14 protein-coding genes are annotated in these 17320 nt (G+C 44.1%); 7 read left to right on the plus strand and 7 right to left on the minus strand.

Annotated elements, in window-relative coordinates; translation table 11 throughout:
* The first annotated feature begins 209 nt into the window (after window positions 1–209).
* From QUA88_RS10230 to QUA88_RS10240, 3 genes are all read left to right on the plus strand, one after another.
* Window positions 210–4115, plus strand: a complete 3906-nt coding sequence (locus QUA88_RS10230) for a WD40 repeat domain-containing protein (protein ID WP_333271540.1) — start codon at window positions 210–212, stop codon at window positions 4113–4115.
* Window positions 4116–4258: 143 nt separating this feature from the next.
* Window positions 4259–6241, plus strand: coding sequence for an ABC transporter ATP-binding protein (locus QUA88_RS10235; protein WP_333271543.1), 1983 nt, complete (start codon window positions 4259–4261; stop codon window positions 6239–6241).
* 474 nt (window positions 6242–6715) lie between these two features.
* Window positions 6716–7312, plus strand: coding sequence for a Uma2 family endonuclease (locus QUA88_RS10240; protein ID WP_333055566.1), 597 nt, complete (start codon window positions 6716–6718; stop codon window positions 7310–7312).
* Between the two features lie 296 nt (window positions 7313–7608).
* Here QUA88_RS10240 and QUA88_RS10245 read toward each other — a convergent pair whose 3' ends face one another.
* Window positions 7609–8031 carry a hypothetical protein gene (locus QUA88_RS10245; protein ID WP_333271546.1) on the minus strand — a complete coding sequence of 141 codons (423 nt, stop codon included), beginning with the start codon at window positions 8029–8031 and terminating at the stop codon, window positions 7609–7611.
* A gap of 293 nt (window positions 8032–8324) precedes the next feature.
* Here QUA88_RS10245 and gnd point away from each other — a divergent pair, with 293 nt between their 5' ends.
* Window positions 8325–9779: a decarboxylating NADP(+)-dependent phosphogluconate dehydrogenase gene (gene gnd, locus QUA88_RS10250; RefSeq protein WP_333271549.1), complete on the plus strand. Its 1455-nt coding sequence runs from the start codon at window positions 8325–8327 to the stop codon at window positions 9777–9779.
* A 103-nt stretch (window positions 9780–9882) separates the two neighbouring features.
* Here gnd and QUA88_RS10255 read toward each other — a convergent pair whose 3' ends face one another.
* Window positions 9883–10113 carry a hypothetical protein gene (locus QUA88_RS10255; protein WP_333271552.1) on the minus strand — a complete coding sequence of 77 codons (231 nt, stop codon included), beginning with the start codon at window positions 10111–10113 and terminating at the stop codon, window positions 9883–9885.
* A complete protein-coding gene (locus QUA88_RS10260; RefSeq protein ID WP_333055570.1) occupies window positions 10097–10294 on the minus strand; it encodes a hypothetical protein in 198 nt (65 codons plus the stop codon). Before QUA88_RS10260 ends, QUA88_RS10255 begins: the two co-directional genes overlap by 17 nt.
* A 77-nt stretch (window positions 10295–10371) precedes the next feature.
* Here QUA88_RS10260 and QUA88_RS10265 point away from each other — a divergent pair, with 77 nt between their 5' ends.
* The 3 genes from QUA88_RS10265 (at window position 10372) to QUA88_RS10275 (ending at window position 11965) form a co-directional block, all read left to right on the plus strand.
* The gene (locus QUA88_RS10265; RefSeq protein ID WP_333208036.1) at window positions 10372–10842 is read left to right on the plus strand and encodes a restriction endonuclease; all 471 of its coding nucleotides are present in this window, start codon (window positions 10372–10374) and stop codon (window positions 10840–10842) included.
* A 3-nt stretch (window positions 10843–10845) separates the two neighbouring features.
* On the plus strand, window positions 10846–11259 hold the full coding sequence (gene arfB, locus QUA88_RS10270; RefSeq protein WP_333183163.1) for an alternative ribosome rescue aminoacyl-tRNA hydrolase ArfB: 414 nt from the start codon (window positions 10846–10848) through the stop codon (window positions 11257–11259).
* 382 nt (window positions 11260–11641) lie between these two features.
* Window positions 11642–11965 carry a hypothetical protein gene (locus QUA88_RS10275; RefSeq protein ID WP_333259406.1) on the plus strand — a complete coding sequence of 108 codons (324 nt, stop codon included), beginning with the start codon at window positions 11642–11644 and terminating at the stop codon, window positions 11963–11965.
* 125 nt (window positions 11966–12090) lie between these two features.
* Here QUA88_RS10275 and QUA88_RS10280 read toward each other — a convergent pair whose 3' ends face one another.
* The 4 genes from QUA88_RS10280 to QUA88_RS10295 form a co-directional block, all read right to left on the minus strand.
* Window positions 12091–13443 carry a cytochrome P450 gene (locus tag QUA88_RS10280; RefSeq protein WP_333271555.1) on the minus strand — a complete coding sequence of 451 codons (1353 nt, stop codon included), beginning with the start codon at window positions 13441–13443 and terminating at the stop codon, window positions 12091–12093.
* 343 nt (window positions 13444–13786) lie between these two features.
* Entirely contained in the window at window positions 13787–14293 is a 507-nt protein-coding gene (locus QUA88_RS10285) for a MogA/MoaB family molybdenum cofactor biosynthesis protein (RefSeq protein ID WP_333201484.1), read from the minus strand.
* A gap of 186 nt (window positions 14294–14479) precedes the next feature.
* The gene (psb28, locus tag QUA88_RS10290; protein ID WP_333240570.1) at window positions 14480–14815 is read right to left on the minus strand and encodes a photosystem II reaction center protein Psb28; all 336 of its coding nucleotides are present in this window, start codon (window positions 14813–14815) and stop codon (window positions 14480–14482) included.
* A 338-nt stretch (window positions 14816–15153) separates the two neighbouring features.
* Entirely contained in the window at window positions 15154–16617 is a 1464-nt protein-coding gene (locus QUA88_RS10295) for a DUF1565 domain-containing protein (protein WP_333271558.1), read from the minus strand.
* Window positions 16618–17320: the final 703 nt, after the last annotated feature.

Raw genomic sequence — 17320 nt, forward strand, 5'->3', positions numbered from 1 at the left:
TTTTCAACCAACCTGGGCGTGAGGATAAAGAAATAGAAATTATGTCATCATCATTTACAATGATTAACCGAGCATCTGGTATAATCTACATAAATAACTTAGATGAACTTTTATTATCACCACATTTACGGGAGAACCCTATCACCTAGCTAATTTGTTGCTTGTGGCTGCCCAAAAATCACAAAGTTAATGATTTGGAGAGAAATAGAATGTCTACAAGAATTGAAGAAGTTAAGAAGCAGTTATCTAGTCAAAATGAGCAAGAAAGACTTGCTGCTTTATCAGAGACTCTCAATTATGGTCAACAAGGTTTAGAACTTTTGATTGAACAGTCAATCAAAGATCAATCAGACAGAGTTAAACAATTTGCCTACAGAGTTTTTCGTGGTGATAATTCTTATTTGAGGACAAATACACCTGAAAGCTTAACACCTTGTCCAACAGATGTTATTACGTCTCTGGCAATAAGCCCCGATAATACTATTTTAGTAGGAGGGAGTTGGAAAAATATTTGGGTATGGGATTTGCAAACGGGGGGAATAATTCGTAGTATTGAAGGACATTCGCACTGGGTTTTGTCTGTGGCTATTAGTCCTGATGGAAATACATTAGTTAGCGGAGGTGCAGATAAAACTATTAAGGTATGGAATTTAAAAACAGGGCAGGTTATTCGGACGCTCAATGGTCATTCTAGTTGGATTACTGCTGTTGCTATCGCTGCTCATGGCAAAATTGTTAGCGGTAGCGCAGATAAAACCATCAAAATATGGGAGCTAAATACAGGTAAGCTAAGTAAAACCATAAAAAATGAAAAGGAACTATTTTGTGTTTTGAGCTTATGTATTAGCCATGATGGAAAAGTCATCGCTTGTGGAAGCACTAATAATAAAATTACATTATGGAATTTAGATAGCGGTCAACTCATAGGCAGTATTGAAGGGCATTCGGCTTGGATTCAATCTTTAAGTATTACTTCAAGCAACACAACCTTAATTAGTGGAAGTCGTGATGGGGTTATCAAATTTTGGCAATCCAAAACTGAAGAAGTGTCTTCAAATCAATCAGCTTCAGTTTTGGGGAAAGGTTTAGTAGATGTAGCAGCTACTGTAGCGGGATTTTCATTAGGAGGGCCTATAGCTGTCGGGGCTTGGGTTTTAGGTAGAGTTATTGTTGGCGCATTAGATAATAAAGATTTGTCTACGTTACCTCTTCAAAATTTAGAATGCACCAAGACTTACCCAAATAATCAATCAATTAATTCTTTAGATTGTAGTGTCGCTCAAAATATACTTGTAGTAGGTTTTTCCAAAGAGATTAAAATCTTTGATTTAAAAGATTATAGAATCATTTACACTCTACCAGAACAACCGGGTTTTATTAGCTCTGTAGTTGTTAGTCCTAATGGAAAAATTCTTGTCATTGCGGGTAAAGATTGGGTAACATTGTTAGAAGCAAAAACCGGAAAGGCACTCCATGCTATTAAGGGTTGTTCTTACCCAAAATTAAGCAAGATTGTTATTATTGTAGAACCTCCCCTACAACTTCTCTATGGTCAATCTAAACGTTTTACAGTTAAAGGTTATGACCAGAATAATATAGAGATGAACCTTAACAATAAAGATGTTAAATGGAAAAGTGCCGGTGGTGCAATAGAACAGGGTTTATTTACCGCAGGTCAAAGAGAAGGAAGATTTGAAGTTAAAGCAAAGATAGGCATTTTTGAGGCTTCTGTCCCAATTACTATTATTCAGCCTCCTAGAATCACTGATATTTCTTTGGCTCCCTCTAGTATTACTTTAGAGTTTGGTAAAACGCAACAATTCACAGCACAAGTTTTAGATCAACGCAGAAATCCCATGCAGGAAACTGTATTATGGGAAGTAAGCGGAGGGGGAAAAATTGACCAAAATGGCAATTTTATAGCTGGAAGCAAGCAAGGTAAATTTGAAATCATAGCTTCAGTTAGTTCAATTCGTCGAATTATTCCAATTACGATTATTGAACCTCCGAGACTAGCAAAACTAATTATTATATCTTCAATACCTCAATTAGAGTTTGGTCAGAGCTTTCTGTTTCGAGTTAAAGGAGTAGATCAGTATGATAACAACATACAAACTGGGAAAATTACTTGGTCAGCAAGTAGCGGAGGTGGAACAATTAACCAAAATGGCAATTTTATAGCTGGAAGCAAGCAAGGGAATTTTGAAATTATCGCTTCAGTCCGTTCTATTCTTCGAGTTATCCCCATTACGATTATTGAACCTCCGAAGCTAGCAGAACTAATTATTACCTCCTCAACATCTCAATTAGAGTTTGGGCAGAGTTTTCAGTTTCGAGTAAAAGGTGAGGATCAGTATGGTGACAACATAAATATTGGGCAAATAGCCTGGAGTACAACGGGCGGGTCAATTCAGAATAATGGAATGTTCCGCGCTAGTTATCAAGAGGAGAAAATAACTGTTACTGCTACTCTGGGAGAAATAAGCGTTTCTGCTGATGTCACTATAGTTGAACCACCAAAACTAACGACATTAGTAATTTCACCAAAGGAAGTAAAAATAGCTCCTGGACAACCTCAAAAATTCCAGCTTCTGGGTTTAGATGAGTGGGATCGTGACATCGCAATTGGGCGGATAGTTTGGCAAGCAACAGGTGGTACGATTGACCAAAATGGCAATTTTATAGCTGACATAAATGCTAAAGGTAAGTTTAGAGTAACTGCTACTTCCACGGAATACAATATTACTACCTTTGCTGATATTACAGTAATTACGATATTGAGAAAATTATCTATTTTTCCCAATGAAGCAGCACTTAAACCTGAAGAAAATTTCACTTTTGATGTTATAGGATTTGATCAACAAGATGAACCAATACAAATTCATCAATTAGATTGGCAATGTACTCAAGGGGGAAGAATTAACGGCAATGGAATTTTTATAGGAGGTTATGAAAAGCGTGAAGTTACGGTTAATGCTACAGTCGAACGAATTACTCAATCAGTTAAAGTTACGTTGCTCCCAGTTTTAAGACGATTAGAGATTTATCCTCAAAAAGTAGTAAAGCTCAAGCCGGGTGAATGCCAAAAATTTATAGCAGTAGGCTTAGACCAATATGGCAATCGAATAGATACTGGAAAAATATCTTGGGAAACAACAGGTGGAAAAATTGACCAAAACGGTAATTTTACTGCGGATAATAATGCGAAAGGTACATTTAAGGTAACAGCTAATGTTACTGAAATATCGGAATCTGGGGTAAGGACTAAACTCTTAATCTTGGGAATATACATGAGGCTTTTATATCGTGTATTTTCATTGGTTAATTTTACCCAAAGTAATTTCATCCTCAAGTCGGCTGTCGAGCTTCTAAAAAGTAATTTTACGACTGGTCAACAAACAGAACAAGCAGAAAATACAGAAACAGATTTTACAAATGAAGAAACCGATATCCTTGGTTTCGATATAGAAGCGTGGTTACAGAAAAACATCTTTAAGATTGTCGCTCGGATTCTCGACTTGGCTGGTCAACTATTTATTAATGCAGCTAAGATTAGTGCTTCTGTTGAAGTTATTGTAGTTCCTGTATTGAGACGATTAGAAATTTATCCTAAAGAAGTACAACTTAAGCTTAATCATAATTTAACTTTTACTGCTAGAGGATTTGATCAGCAAGGGGATCTGATGATGCCTGGGAATATCATCTGGCGTGCCACAAGTGGCAATATAAATTCAGATGGTAAATTTATCGCTGGAAAAAGTATAGGTCAAGTTACAATAACGGCCAATTTGGGAGAGATTTATGATTCTGCATTTATAAATGTATTAACCTCTCTACTTGATCCCAGGCCTATAGATAAAATTGATCCGGATGATGAACCAGATGATGAACAAGATAATGATTTTATTGATCCCGATATCTTCAGATGTAACTCTATAGTGTTAAAGGATTATTATGATTACGATAATTTTCCGAATAAAATCGAGCAGTGGTTTTACAGAAGCCAGCTTTTTTACGATGGGTATACTATTAATTACGTAAGTTATGATAATTATACTGATTATTTAACCTATATGGACACTAGGAACTTTTTAGAGTATCTAATGGACGACTAAAATTTTAGTTGATGAATAAAATACCCGGATTAACAGAGTAAACTAACTAAGGCATTTAATTTTAAAGGCTTGGCAAACAGCTAATAAATACTGTTATAATAAACCGTCCGGGGATGACTATACCCGACACATACCCACAAACTATGCAAGCCATCCAAATTACCACCTTCCAAGCTCTGTGGCGCAGCTTGGGCCTGATAATCAAAGCCGCACCAATAGAACTCCGCAATTTAATATTACTCAACATCATCGGCGGTGCTGCACCCTCTGCCGTGCTATTTTTAGATAAATTAATCATTGATGAAGTATCTCGGTTGCTGTCGCAAACTCAAACAGCACAGCCCTTTGCTTTGATGCTTTCCCGGCCAATATTGCTGTGGAGTATTGGCGGAGTCTTAAGTCTCAAGTTAGTCGGCGATGCCCTAGACACAATGAACTCTTTTGTCGCGACATCTTTGCGCGATCGCGTTCAAGGCTTTGTCGAAGGAAAAGTCCTCGAAAAAGTCGCCAATTTCGACGATATTGCCCTCTTTGAAAACCCGGAACTATTAAATATAGTAGAACTAGCAAAAAGTGGAGTAGCCAAAATACAACAACTAGCCTTTACCATCAGCATGACTATCACGGGAATTTTTATATTTATTCCATCGATAGGCCTTGCTGCTGCAATAGCTTGGTGGGTGCCATTGCTGATGTTAATCTCCTCATCTCCCTCAATTTACACCCAAAGAAAATATAGCAGAATCATCTGGAGAGTTCAAAGAAAGCAAGCTAAAATCAGCCGCGAAATGAACTTATCCGCTAGAGTCTTGACGGACGAAGAATATGCTAAAGAATTGCGTTTGTTTGGCTTGCAAGAACTTTGGCTCAAACGCTGGCAGGGTCAGTTTTTGCAATTTTTTAGCGAGATGCAGCAAATCCGAAAAAAAGGAGCTTTTGTTGTACTTTTCTGGTCGATGTTTAGTAGAATCGGAGTGGCTTTGCCATTTATTTATGTAGTAATGGGAGCTTTGGGTGGCCGCTATACTTTGGGCGATTTAGCACTCTATTCTGGTTTGATTGTCCAAGTAAAGCAAAGTTTGCAGATGCTGATTAGCACTTCTACTAATTTGTACGATATCTCTCTCAGCGTTAGTCCGATTTTTCAACTTTTGGAACTCCAACCAGAATTGCAGTCTCCGCTTGGGGATGTAGCATCTCGCCTGCCTAGTTTACCAAGTCACGGGCAAGATGCCCGTGCCACAAGTCAATTACCAAGTCACGGGCAAGATGCCCGTCCCACAACTCCATTACCAAGTCACGGGCAAGATGCCCGTCCCACAACTCCATTACCAAGTCACGGGCAAGATGCCCGTCCCACAAAAGATAAAATTGGCATCGAGATTAAGCATCTATCTTTCTGCTATCCCGGTAGCAATAAAAGCACGGTTGAAGATATCAACTTAACGATTAATCCGGGTGAAATGCTAGTGCTTGTCGGTGAAAATGGCGCGGGTAAAACAACTCTTGGCAAACTCCTCGGTCGCCTGTACGACCCGACAAGTGGTACGATCGCCTGGAACGGCAAAGATTTGCGATCGTACTCTCTAGCATACGTGCGATCGCGCATCGCCGTCGTCATGCAAGATTACGCCCGTTTCCCCTCGACAGTCCGCGAAAACGTCGGTTTCGGCGACTTGCTTTCACTGTCAGATGACAGCGCAATTAACGAAGCAATTTCCGAAGCAGGAATTAGCGCCAAAGTCAATAGTCTTGCCGCAGGTTTAGAGACACCGTTGGGGAAACAATTAGAAGACGGCATAGACTTATCGGGGGGACAGTGGCAAAGAATTGCGATCGCCCGCGCCTTAATGCGACTTTCTACAGCCGAAGTGCTCATTTTTGACGAACCAACCGCCGCCCTCGACCCCAAGACAGAACACGAAATTTACAGCATCTTCCGCCAAATAGCCGCCGGGAAAACAACCATAGTCATCAGTCACAGATTGGGATTAGCAAAAATTGCCGATCGCATCGCCGTGATGGAAAACGGTAAAATAGCAGAAATAGGAACTCACGACGAATTGATAGCATCAAACGGAATTTACTGCTCAATGTTCACCCGTCAAGCTAGCAGCTATATTTAGAGTTAAACAAACAGTCCGCCAGGGGTTAAAACCCCTGTCTCATAGCGAAAGTCGGTTGAAACCGACTGGGGAGATATTGCAATGCTTGTTCAAAAATGTGTCTTTCAGTCCTCTTTGAGAGGACTTTTGCTATGAGACGCGGGCTTTCAACCCCCGGCGGACTTGTGGGTTAGCGTGGGGAATTTGGCGCGGGTGATTGCGATCAATTATCGCGGATTTGCGCTCTAATTTCTCTCGTTAGGTGGCGATAAACCGAGTTTCTGCGACAATTTTCAGTTGAGTACGAGAAATATCGGAAGAAACCCGGTTCCTGGGATTAGCTGCGTGGCGAGAAACCGGGTTTCTGCGACAATTTTCCGCCTCGCACGAGAAATATCGAAAGAAACCCGGTTTCTGAGCGTGCGATCTTTTTGAGAAAATTGTCAGAAAGTGGGAGTTATAATAAAACCAAGCTAGTTGGCGATAATATCAACGATGGAAACTATAACTCTCAACCTACCTGCATCCGTCGCTTTAACCGACGAACAATTTTATCAATTGTCCATCGCTAATGAAGAGTGGCGATTAGAACAAACCCCCGAAGGAGAACTAATTATTATGCCTCCAACAGGCGGCGAAAGCGGCATCAGAAATTCGGATCTCAACCTGGGACTCGGTTTGTGGAATCGTCAGACTCGATTGGGAAAAGTCTTTGACTCTTCCACTATCTTTCAATTACCCAACGGTGCGAAGCGTTCCCCTGATGCTGCTTGGGTACTCCTAGAACGTTGGGAAGCATTATCCGCAGAAGATAAGCGCAAATTTCCTCCCCTGTGCCCGGACTTTGTAATAGAATTGCGTTCGCAAAGTGATTCCCTAGAAACATTGCGGGCTAAAATGCGGTATTATCGAACTAACGGCTGTCGCTTAGGTTGGCTAATTGACCCCCAAACGCCTTTAGTAGAAATCTATCGCTTGTCTGAAGATGTAGCAGAAGTGATTAATTTCTCTTTTGACCAACCGCCTACACTTTCGGGTGAAGATGTACTTCCCGGATTTCTTCTAGATATTACACCTATTCTCAATCCTTGAATCTAGATCGAGAACTGTCGCCCAAGTTGCGAGAAACCGGGTTTCTGCGACAATTTTTGGTTGAGTACGAGAGATGTAGGAAGAAACCCGGTTTCTGGGATTCACTGCGTGGCGAAAAACCGGATTTCTGCGAATAATTTGGATTGAGTACGATAAATATAGGAAGGAACCCGGTTTATGGGATTAGCTGCGTGGCGAGAAACCGGGTTTCTGCGACAATTTTTGGTTGAGTACGAGAGATATAGGAAGAAACCCGGTTTCTGAGATTCTTGTGCCTCCAAAAAGTCGATCGCAAATTATCTCCCCGTCAACGTATCCGCATAAGGATCAGGCAAAGCTTGCTGCACCTCCAAAAGCGGCAAAGGATCTCCAGTCAATGGTTGACTAATTAAATTTTTTTTTAGCCCATCCCCCTTGCGATCGCGCTCTTGCAAATGCGATAATTCCTCTTGATAAACCGCAACAATCCGCGCCAAACTCCCCACCAAATCATCCCAATTCTCATCTCCTCCCAACTTCTCAGAAATTCCCTCAAATAACTCTCCCGCTTGCCTTTTTTGAACATAAGCTTTCAAAAGCTTTCCCGACTTTTGCAAAACCGCCTGATAAATATCCCCATCCGACCACCACAGCCCCTGTTGACTCAGCAGCCAAGTCAAAATATACTCGCGAGCGTGTTGCTCCTTCACCCAGGCCGCGAGATACTGCAAATCTTCCATAGTTACAACAGTCTCCTAAATTTTCCTTAAAATGTCCGCTTGTTTGTATCTACCGTTACCGCGATCGACATAATACCTGCCTTATCATCACCTGTCCCCGTCATTAATATCCCTTAAATCTTAAAAAAACCCTACTGATTTACCAAACAGCAATTCTGAGAATATAAAAATAAACCTAAACCTCCTAGGTCTATTGTCCAATACTTTTAGTCCACCGGAAAGCGGTACACCCCGCCTCGCTTTCCTCTCTCGCAAACCTATCATCAAGCGGGAACAACCAGCGGGTTATTAGCATGACAAAGCAAAATTTTGGTTTAATCGGTCTAGCAGTGATGGGCGAAAACCTAGCGCTCAACGTCGAAAGCAGAGGCTTCTCCGTGGCTGTATACAACCGCACCGCAGCCAAAACCGACGACTTCATGGCCCAACGCGCCCCCGGCAAGAACATTGTAGCCGCCAAGACTCTGACAGAATTCGTCGATGTCCTAGAAACCCCACGCCGAATCTTAGTCATGGTGCAAGCTGGGAAACCCGTAGATGCCGTCATCGACCAGCTCAAACCCATGCTGTCACCGGGCGACATGATTATTGACGGCGGCAACTCGCTCTACGACGACACTGAACGCCGCACCAAAGATTTAGAATCGATGGGACTGGGATTTGTCGGCATGGGCATCAGTGGCGGCGAAGAAGGCGCGCTCAACGGTGCTAGCTTGATGCCCGGTGGCACCCGCACTGCTTACGGCCTACTAGAGCCAATTCTCACCAAAATTGCGGCTCAAGTAGATGACGGCCCCTGCGTCACATTCATCGGCCCCGGTGGCGCTGGTCACTACGTGAAGATGGTTCACAACGGCATTGAGTACGGTGATATGCAGCTCATTGCTGAAGCCTACGATTTGCTCAAAAACGTTGGTGGATTGGACGGCAAGCAATTGCAGGAAGTTTTTGCCGAATGGAATACCACAGACGAACTCAACTCGTTTTTGATTGAAATTACGGCTAATATTTTCAAGTACATTGACCCGGAAACTAAGCAACCCTTAGTTGAGGTAATTATGGACGCAGCCGGTCAAAAAGGCACCGGCCGCTGGACTGTAATGAGTGCTTTGGAATTGGGCGTGAGCATTCCCACAATTATCGCTGCTGTGAATGCCCGAATCATGTCTTCTTACAAAGACGAGCGTATCAACGCTTCCCAAGAACTAACCGGGCCTAGCGGCAAGTACGAAGGCGATACTAAAGAGTTTGTGAATAAAGTCCGGGATGCGCTTTACTGCTCGAAGATTTGCTCCTACGCTCAAGGCATGGCGCTGTTGAGCGCGGCGTCGAAGTCGTACAATTACGACTTGAGTTTGAGCGAAATTTCCCGAATTTGGAAAGGTGGCTGTATCATTCGGGCTGGCTTTTTGGACAAGATTAAAACAGCTTTCAAGGACGATCCTACGTTGCCGAATTTGCTGTTAGCGCCGGAGTTCAAACAGAGCATTCTCGATCGCCAATCGGCTTGGCGAGACGTGTTAGCTACTGCTTGCCAACTGGGGATTGCAGTGCCAGCATTTAGCGCCTCGCTGGACTATTTTGATAGCTACCGACGCGAAAGATTGCCACAAAACCTCACGCAAGCTCAGCGTGATTATTTTGGGGCTCACACCTACGAACGCACCGACAAACCGCGCGGTGAATTCTTCCACTCTGAGTGGACGCAGACTGCTAAAGAGTCGCTGCAAACCGGTACTACGGACTAATTAATTTTTGTAGGGTGCGTTTCGGCGCACCTTACTAATTTCGGATTTTGAACCGCTTCATCCGTGGGCTCGCCTCTCAAATCTAAAATCTAAAATCTAAAATTCATTGACGTTTGTTTTTGAGATAGGTTTTAATATATTCGTCGTTAAAGAGCGATCGGGCGATCGTGAGTGCTTCTTGTCTTTCTGCGTCTGTCATGTAATCATCGCCTTTTAAACCTGATGGCGGGTGTCGAGGATCGCCGCCTGCATCGATAAATCGCTGACGTGCGATCGCCATTAATTCTCCCAATCTGCGGTCTTGTTCTCTTCTAATATCATGCGGTTTCGTCATAGTCTTCCAGCTCGTCTATACGAATAATCTCGCCACTTTGTAGTATAGCAGCCCTTGGTAAAACTCGACTAGGGGTTTCGATGTACCAAAAGCCCTTTTCTTCATCATATATTCTCCAGATGAGCAAGTCGAGAGTTTCCAGGGCATTGATAATTAAGTATTGAACTCCTGATGATGGCATAGGTTGATGTGTAGTTGAGCCTGTACTGAGCAAATCTGGTACAATTATAACTACTCCTTTAAAATAAATGTAATTTTATGAAACCTTTTATAGTGAGAGCAGCAGCCGTTTTCAGTGATATTGCAGCATTGGTATTTGATAAATTAACAGAAGAAGATCAAAGAAAACGTTTATTAGATAGTGGTATTCTGGAAGTGGATGAAATGACTGGTAAAGAGTTTGAAATATTTCTCAATATCCATTTTAGGAACTTGGGTTATAGTGTTACTTTAACTCAAGATAGTCAAGATTATGGGGCTGATTTAATTTTATACAAAGATGGCTCAAAAACCGTGGTTCAAGCCAAAAGAAGCAAAAATCCAGTTGGGATTAAAGCAGTTCAAGAAGTAGCAGGAGCCGTCAGACATTACAAAGGAAATAAAGGTAGAGTAATCACTAACAACAGATTTACAGAAAACGCTTGCAAACTTGCTCAATCTAACGATGTAGAGTTATGGGATCGAAAAAAACTAATTGAGTTTATACTCACAGCTAAGAATTATCAATAAATCATGTTACAAATTTCTAATACTGTGTTCATTCCTGATGGCGAAATCGAGATTAGTGCGATTCGCTCTCAAGGCGCGGGGGGGCAAAATGTCAATAAGGTGGCGAGTGCGATTCACTTGCGCTTTGATATCCCAGCTTCCTCATTGCCCGATCGCTACAAGGAGCGTTTGTTGCAAATCAACGACCAGCGCATCACCTCCGAAGGTGTGATTGTCATCAAAGCTCAGGAACACCGCAGCCAGGAACAAAACCGGGAAGAGGCTTTGAGACGGCTGCAAGAACTGATTAAAAGTGCGATCGTCATACCGAAAAGGCGCAAACCCAGCAAAGCGACTCGTAGTTCCCAGCGCAAGCGTCTCGACAGCAAAACCAAGCGAGGGCAGATTAAAGCTTTGAGAGGGAAAATTACGGATTGATTGATATAGCAATCCTTGCAGGAGTCGTAAATTTTTGACCCCACCCCAACCCTCCCCTTATCAAGGGGAGGGAGTAAGAAATTCACAAATGATTGAGGATGGCTAGATCGGGTAGGACACGGCACTGCCGTGTCTAAAGTTGTATTTATTTAATTCGATTGAAAACTGCTATAAATGGTAAAGTTGCAGAGATATTATTCGATCCTTGGGGCGGTGCGTGAGTGTAAATAGTCTAATCTGTGGATTTAAAAATTTCTGCGATCGCGCCCCCTACTGATAAATAATTCCGATGCTACCGGATTTGATATTAGACAGCCGTAGAAGCTATTCACAGCGCCATTTGTTAGACATTTTGATAGCACCCTAAAAGAAGGACATCTTCATGAACCCGACAGCCCCCTCTCAAAACGTCATCGATTGTTTGCAGGTTATCTTGGATGCCACTGCATCGAAAAATTACGAGCTTTTTACCACAGTGGGGGATGCAGGCTACAAAGCGAGCATTACACAAAAAATGTTTGACGATGTTAGCGAGCAGCTCGCTTCACGCATGAAAAAGGGATACTCATTTAATTATTTTGGTGAGATCAAACAAGGTAATTGTCCGATTTATTTGTGGAAGCTGAGTTTTGAAGATGGTGGAGATGAATTTGTGGCACACATGACTATGAATGGAGACAAAGTTGCGGGGATTTTCATCGAATGACATACAGCATATTCCATGTATATGTAGTACACACAATCTTGAGATCGCCCGTGTAAGGTGCGTCGCCATCAACAATCTGCAAGTTTTATCCAATATCTCGCAGCGACGCACCCTACAGATTAACACTACAGCCGATCGCCCACAACCGTTAATCGGAATCGATCGGGCGGCACAAAGGTGATTCCCCGGCGCGCCGGACGAATTGGCCGATCGAGATTCGATACAAACTCACGGGAAGACAGCACCGTGGCTAAAACCAGCTTCATTTCAAACATCGATAACGCCATCCCGATGCAGCTTCGACTCCCGCCTCCAAACGGTAAAAATTCAGAGGCGGAAAACTTGCGATCTAAAAAGCGATCGGGGTTGAACCGGGCGGGATTTTCGTAGGTTTCAGGGCGACGGTGGGCCAAATAGACACAGGGGATTAAAATCGTTCCCGGTTGATATGTATAGCCTTCGAGTTCGATCGTCCGTTTCACCTTGCGCGGCTGCGAAATTAAGGCAATTGGATAAACCCGCAGCGCTTCCTTGCAGACTGCTGTTAAGTAGGGCGACTGCGAAAGCGCAATCGGATCGGGATTCTCGCCTAATTCATCCAATTCCTGCCGCAACCTAGCAAGGCATTCGGGAAACTGATGCAGCCAGTAAAACGCCCAAGTCAAGGCCGATCCAGTCGTTTCATGTCCCAATAACAACAGCGTCATCAACTGATCGCGCAATTCTCGATCGCCGAGGGATTCGCCGGTGTCGTCGCGGGCCATCATCAACACCGACAGAATATCCGTGCGAGACGAATCGAGAGATTGCGATCGCCTCTCGGCAATTTCCGCATAAATCAGCGAGTCAATCTGGGCCATCTGCTGCAAAAACTGCCCCCACGGACTCCAAGAACCCAAATTTTGCTGCAACGGTTCAAAGAAAAATTGTATCGAGTACAGTTCAGAGGTAATCGCCTCTAAAAGCTTGCTGAGCAATTGTTTCAGGCGTTCGTAGCGCTCTCCCGGCACTAATCCAAACACGACTTGCAAGATTACTTGCAGCGAAATTTCTGACATTTCTTCGCGGACTGCGATCGCATCTGGGGCTTTCCAGTCGATCGTCTGCTTTTTCGTCAAATCAACAATCAAATGCCCTTGACTCTGCAACTGTTCCCGATGCAGCGCGGGCATTAATAGCTGTCGCTGTCGCAGATGTCGCGGCCCTTCATTCATAATTAGGGATTCATTTCCCACCAGGGGGCGAAATACGTTGGTCACTTTGCCAAACTCAAAGGCATCGGCTAAGGTCGTAAACACCGCCTGAATCGCTTCTGGAGAGCCCAGAAACACTACGGGGGGCGAAGCGGGCCCCAACACGCGGGCGGTAAATGTATCGCCGTATTTGGCCCAGGAGCGATCGAAAAATGCGATCGGGTCAGCTACCAGCGAAAGCGTTTGGAACAAAGCAGGAGAACGAGATCCGGGAGGCAGCGTCATTCGATTTTAGATTTTAGATTTTAGATTTTGGATTGACTTGCGCGAGATAAATTCGGGGGCGTGAGGATTTTAGATTTTAGATTTTGGATTGATTTGCGCGAGATAAATCACGTGGCGGGTAGCACATGAAGAAATTCGCTTGTCATTGCAAAACTGGCGATACACAATCTTTCTAGTGTATATCGATCGACCTTGCACCCTGAAATTTATCTGCGAGCGATCGACGGTAGGCTAGAAACCGGGTTTCTGAGCGTAAGTCCTGATTAACTTACCAAAAGGCGATCGAGTCAAAGCTCGATCGAGCGCCCATACCGGATGCCAGCACAAAAACCAACTCCCGCCCTCACCCTCCGCGCAACTGCGTCACCAAGTGAACTAATTCCGGTAAAATTAGCTTTTCGACAGCTAGTTTCACGCCATTGCTAGAGCCAGGAAGAGAAAAGACTAACTTGCCTTGATACACGCCTGCAACTGCGCGAGAGGCGATCGCCCTCGAACCAATTTCTTGATAGCTCAAAAACCGAAATATCTCCCCAAATCCCGGTAAAATCCTGTCAAGCAAACTCTCCATCACATCATAAGTCGTATCTCGGGGAGCGATGCCCGTGCCGCCGTTAAAAATGATTGCATCCACATCTTCACGCTGGGAAAACGCCTGCATTTGCAATACAATTTTGGCCGCATCATCTTTAACAACAGTGTAAGCTACCACAGAGTGACCCGCATCTTTTAGCAGCTTCTTCGTTAACAAGCCACTCTTGTCTGTTTCTGCCGAGCGGGTGTCGCTAACAGTAATGATAGCGCAATTTACGGTTATTTTAGATAAGTCGGGGTGAGGGATTTGCGTCATATAACAGATATTGAAGGAAAAAGAAAGAAGCAAGAAGGAAGAGGAAATCGGGAAAAGGGAAGAGGGAAGAAGTCATCAGTTAGTTGTGATTTGTTCGTTGTTAGTTATTCATTATCAAATAACTAATAACCAATAACCCATGCCCCATGCCCCATGCCCCATGCCCCATGCCCTATTCCCCATCAATTATGCCTTGCTAAATCCTAAACCGTTGGCTTCCGAGTAGCGTTCCATGAAACGCATAAATCGATCCCATTCTGCGGAACTTTTCATTAAATAAAGAGCTTCCAAACCCGCAGGCTGACCGTTGATGAACTTAGCCTTAACCTCACGAGTGAGGAGTTCGCCTTCGTCGTCGATCATGTACATTCCAGTAATGTCTTCGGTACTGGTGCTGCTGAGAGCTTTGGGATTTTCAAAGATAAACGTGGCAGTGCCTTGCTCTCCGCTTTTAGAACGGGTTAGACGCACTTCGGGCACAGCATCTTCGTCTATACCCCGAGAGAATTGAATTTTAGCCATAATCTGACAGTCGAACCTTAAGGATTGCTTAATTTCTTAATGTTTAATCATAAAACGATTCGGGTACTAGCAAATCAAGACTTGGGAGAGGGGAAGCGGGTGAGAGTGGGTGAGAGTGAGGCAATCGGAGACAAGGGGGAGGGGAGATAGGTTGGTTCTTCTGAGATATTGCACCATTCTCCATAATCATTTCAGGGCGGGATCTCCTGCCCAACCCCTACGCCCCACAAGAAAATCTACTCTTTGTGGAACAGGTCGGAAAGCCTGTTCAGCGAGAATGGTGCAAGATGTGAGTTATTTGTACCCCAAGTTACCCTCTCCCTTGTCTCCCAATTCCCTTAGACGATGTAGGGAGAGTTTATAGGATCGGCCCGCTTTGTGGCTACCAGAGTTTGGTAGATGAGGGCGGATATCTCGCCACGGGTGATGTCGTGGGCGGGGGAAAGCTTTTCGCGCGCGGGATAGTTGACCACGATTTTACGCTCTGTGGCGGTTGCTATCTCGTCGGTGGCAAAACTGGGAATCTGAGCTCGATCGACATAAACGCTCAAAGAATTGGGGTTGCCGCCGCCCAACTGCAAGCCGTTTACCAAAGATACGATCGCCTGAACTCTAGTCAAATTCTGCTCCGGGCGAAACGTGCTGTCTGGATATCCAGCCAAAAACCCAGCTCGATTAGCTTGGTCGATCGCTCCCTTGGCCCAAAAATCCGCCCCCACATCCTTAAAAACCGTCGCCTCACGGCGCGGCACCAATTCAAACGCCTTCGCCAACATCGCCGCATACTGAGCTCTAGTTACAATCTCGTAAGGTTGAAAAGTGCCGTTGGGAAACCCGCTAACAATATTCATCTTTGCCAAGCGATCGATAAAATCCTTAGCCCAATGCGTGCTGATGTCGCTAAATTTTAGCCCTCCAGGAGTCGGAGTTGGCGTCACATTTCCCAAATCAAATAAACCTTTCACCCGCGAAGAATTGAGCTGATTTCCCACCGCATAAATCTTAACCCCAGTCGCATTTTGCAAGTCGAATTCGCCGTTATTCTGAAAGATATTGCCGCCCAAATCTTTAGCATTCCCCATATCTGGCAGGGACTTTTCCTCCGCAGTCAAACCGTATTCCGTATTTTTTTCAATGCGATTATTGCGTAAAATCGGCTGAGATTCTCCTGCTAAAACTATACCGGAGCGATTTTCCAAAATTTGGTTATCAGCAATCAAAGGAGCCGACTGAGCTTCCAGAGAAATGCCGAAATCCGTCTTTTGAAAAATATTGCGCCGTATTACTCCCTTAGCAGTTCCCGCCATAATCACCCCAGCCGCAGAGTTTGCCATAAATATGTTGTCGAGAATCGCAGGATTAGCGCTACCCGTGGCAAAAACGCCTCCGCGCTTACAAAGTGTGAAAGTGCAGTTAGCCACAGTCGGAGAAGTTGACTCAATCCAGACTCCCGTGCCGCGACTATCGAGATTCGTAACAGTTACTCCCCGCAATTGGGAATTACTTGCTAGCAGTATGGTGATATTTTGGCCCGCAGCGGTGGGACTGACAAATTTGCCGCTGCCTTGAATTAGAATGCCTCTACCTTTGTTAGTTTCATTGCCAATAACTTTTACTCCCGATGGAATTTCCAAGGGGAATTTTTCACCACTAGCAGCGCTGTAAGTTCCCGGTGATAACTGAATCGTAGTTCCCGATGCAGCGCGACTGACGATCGCGCGGGCTATAGTTTTGAATGGAGCCGATTGAGTGCCGGCCGCGGAATCGCTGCCTGTTAGCGGGTTGACGTAAAGTGTTGTCATGTTTTTGTTGAATAGATAATTGGCGATCGAGCTTTTGTGCAATTTTCATTGTCTGTGAACTTGACCCCGAATCTATATTCAGCTTTGATTGCGGGGGTTATTTAATTGCACGATATCTGCAATATTACCAATTAGGAGTTGCAACCACAGAGGGATTCCCCCTACAAAAGACTGTATTTCTCGTTCCCAGCAACAGCAGAACCAGACTTATTTAAGAAGTGCCGGATATAGGGATGCTATTTTTTCCAGATGTTGCCAAAACCACTAAAATTTCGATCGCCTCCACCGGAAAATCGAAGGTTTTGCTGTCATATTATGTCCGGTAGATTCCCTCCGCTTCGCTTCGCCCAAAATCAGGTAGGGGCGGGTAAACCTGCCAATATCTGCCAATAATTGACAATCTCAAAAACCCGCCCCGGCTGGGATATTATGGTCAATCGGTTAGAGAGTCGATGGCAGAGTGTCCCCTACCATCTCTCCTACAAAACCGTGCTTGCGACTTTCACCGCACACGGCTCCTGAATGATGTAATCCTGGTTATGGATACAGTAAGATCGCATCACGAGATGATTTATACCGCTTGATAGTTTTCCTTTTACCCCTACATCCCACCATCAGATTTTTCTGTGGCATTAGGCTTTTAAAGGGTTACTTAGTCTCTATCTTTTACACCACCCGGCGCTGTCAGCATATCTCTGCTATT

Source organism: Microcoleus sp. D3_18_C2, from assembly GCF_036702395.1.
In the GTDB taxonomy this organism is placed as follows: domain Bacteria; phylum Cyanobacteriota; class Cyanobacteriia; order Cyanobacteriales; family Microcoleaceae; genus Microcoleus.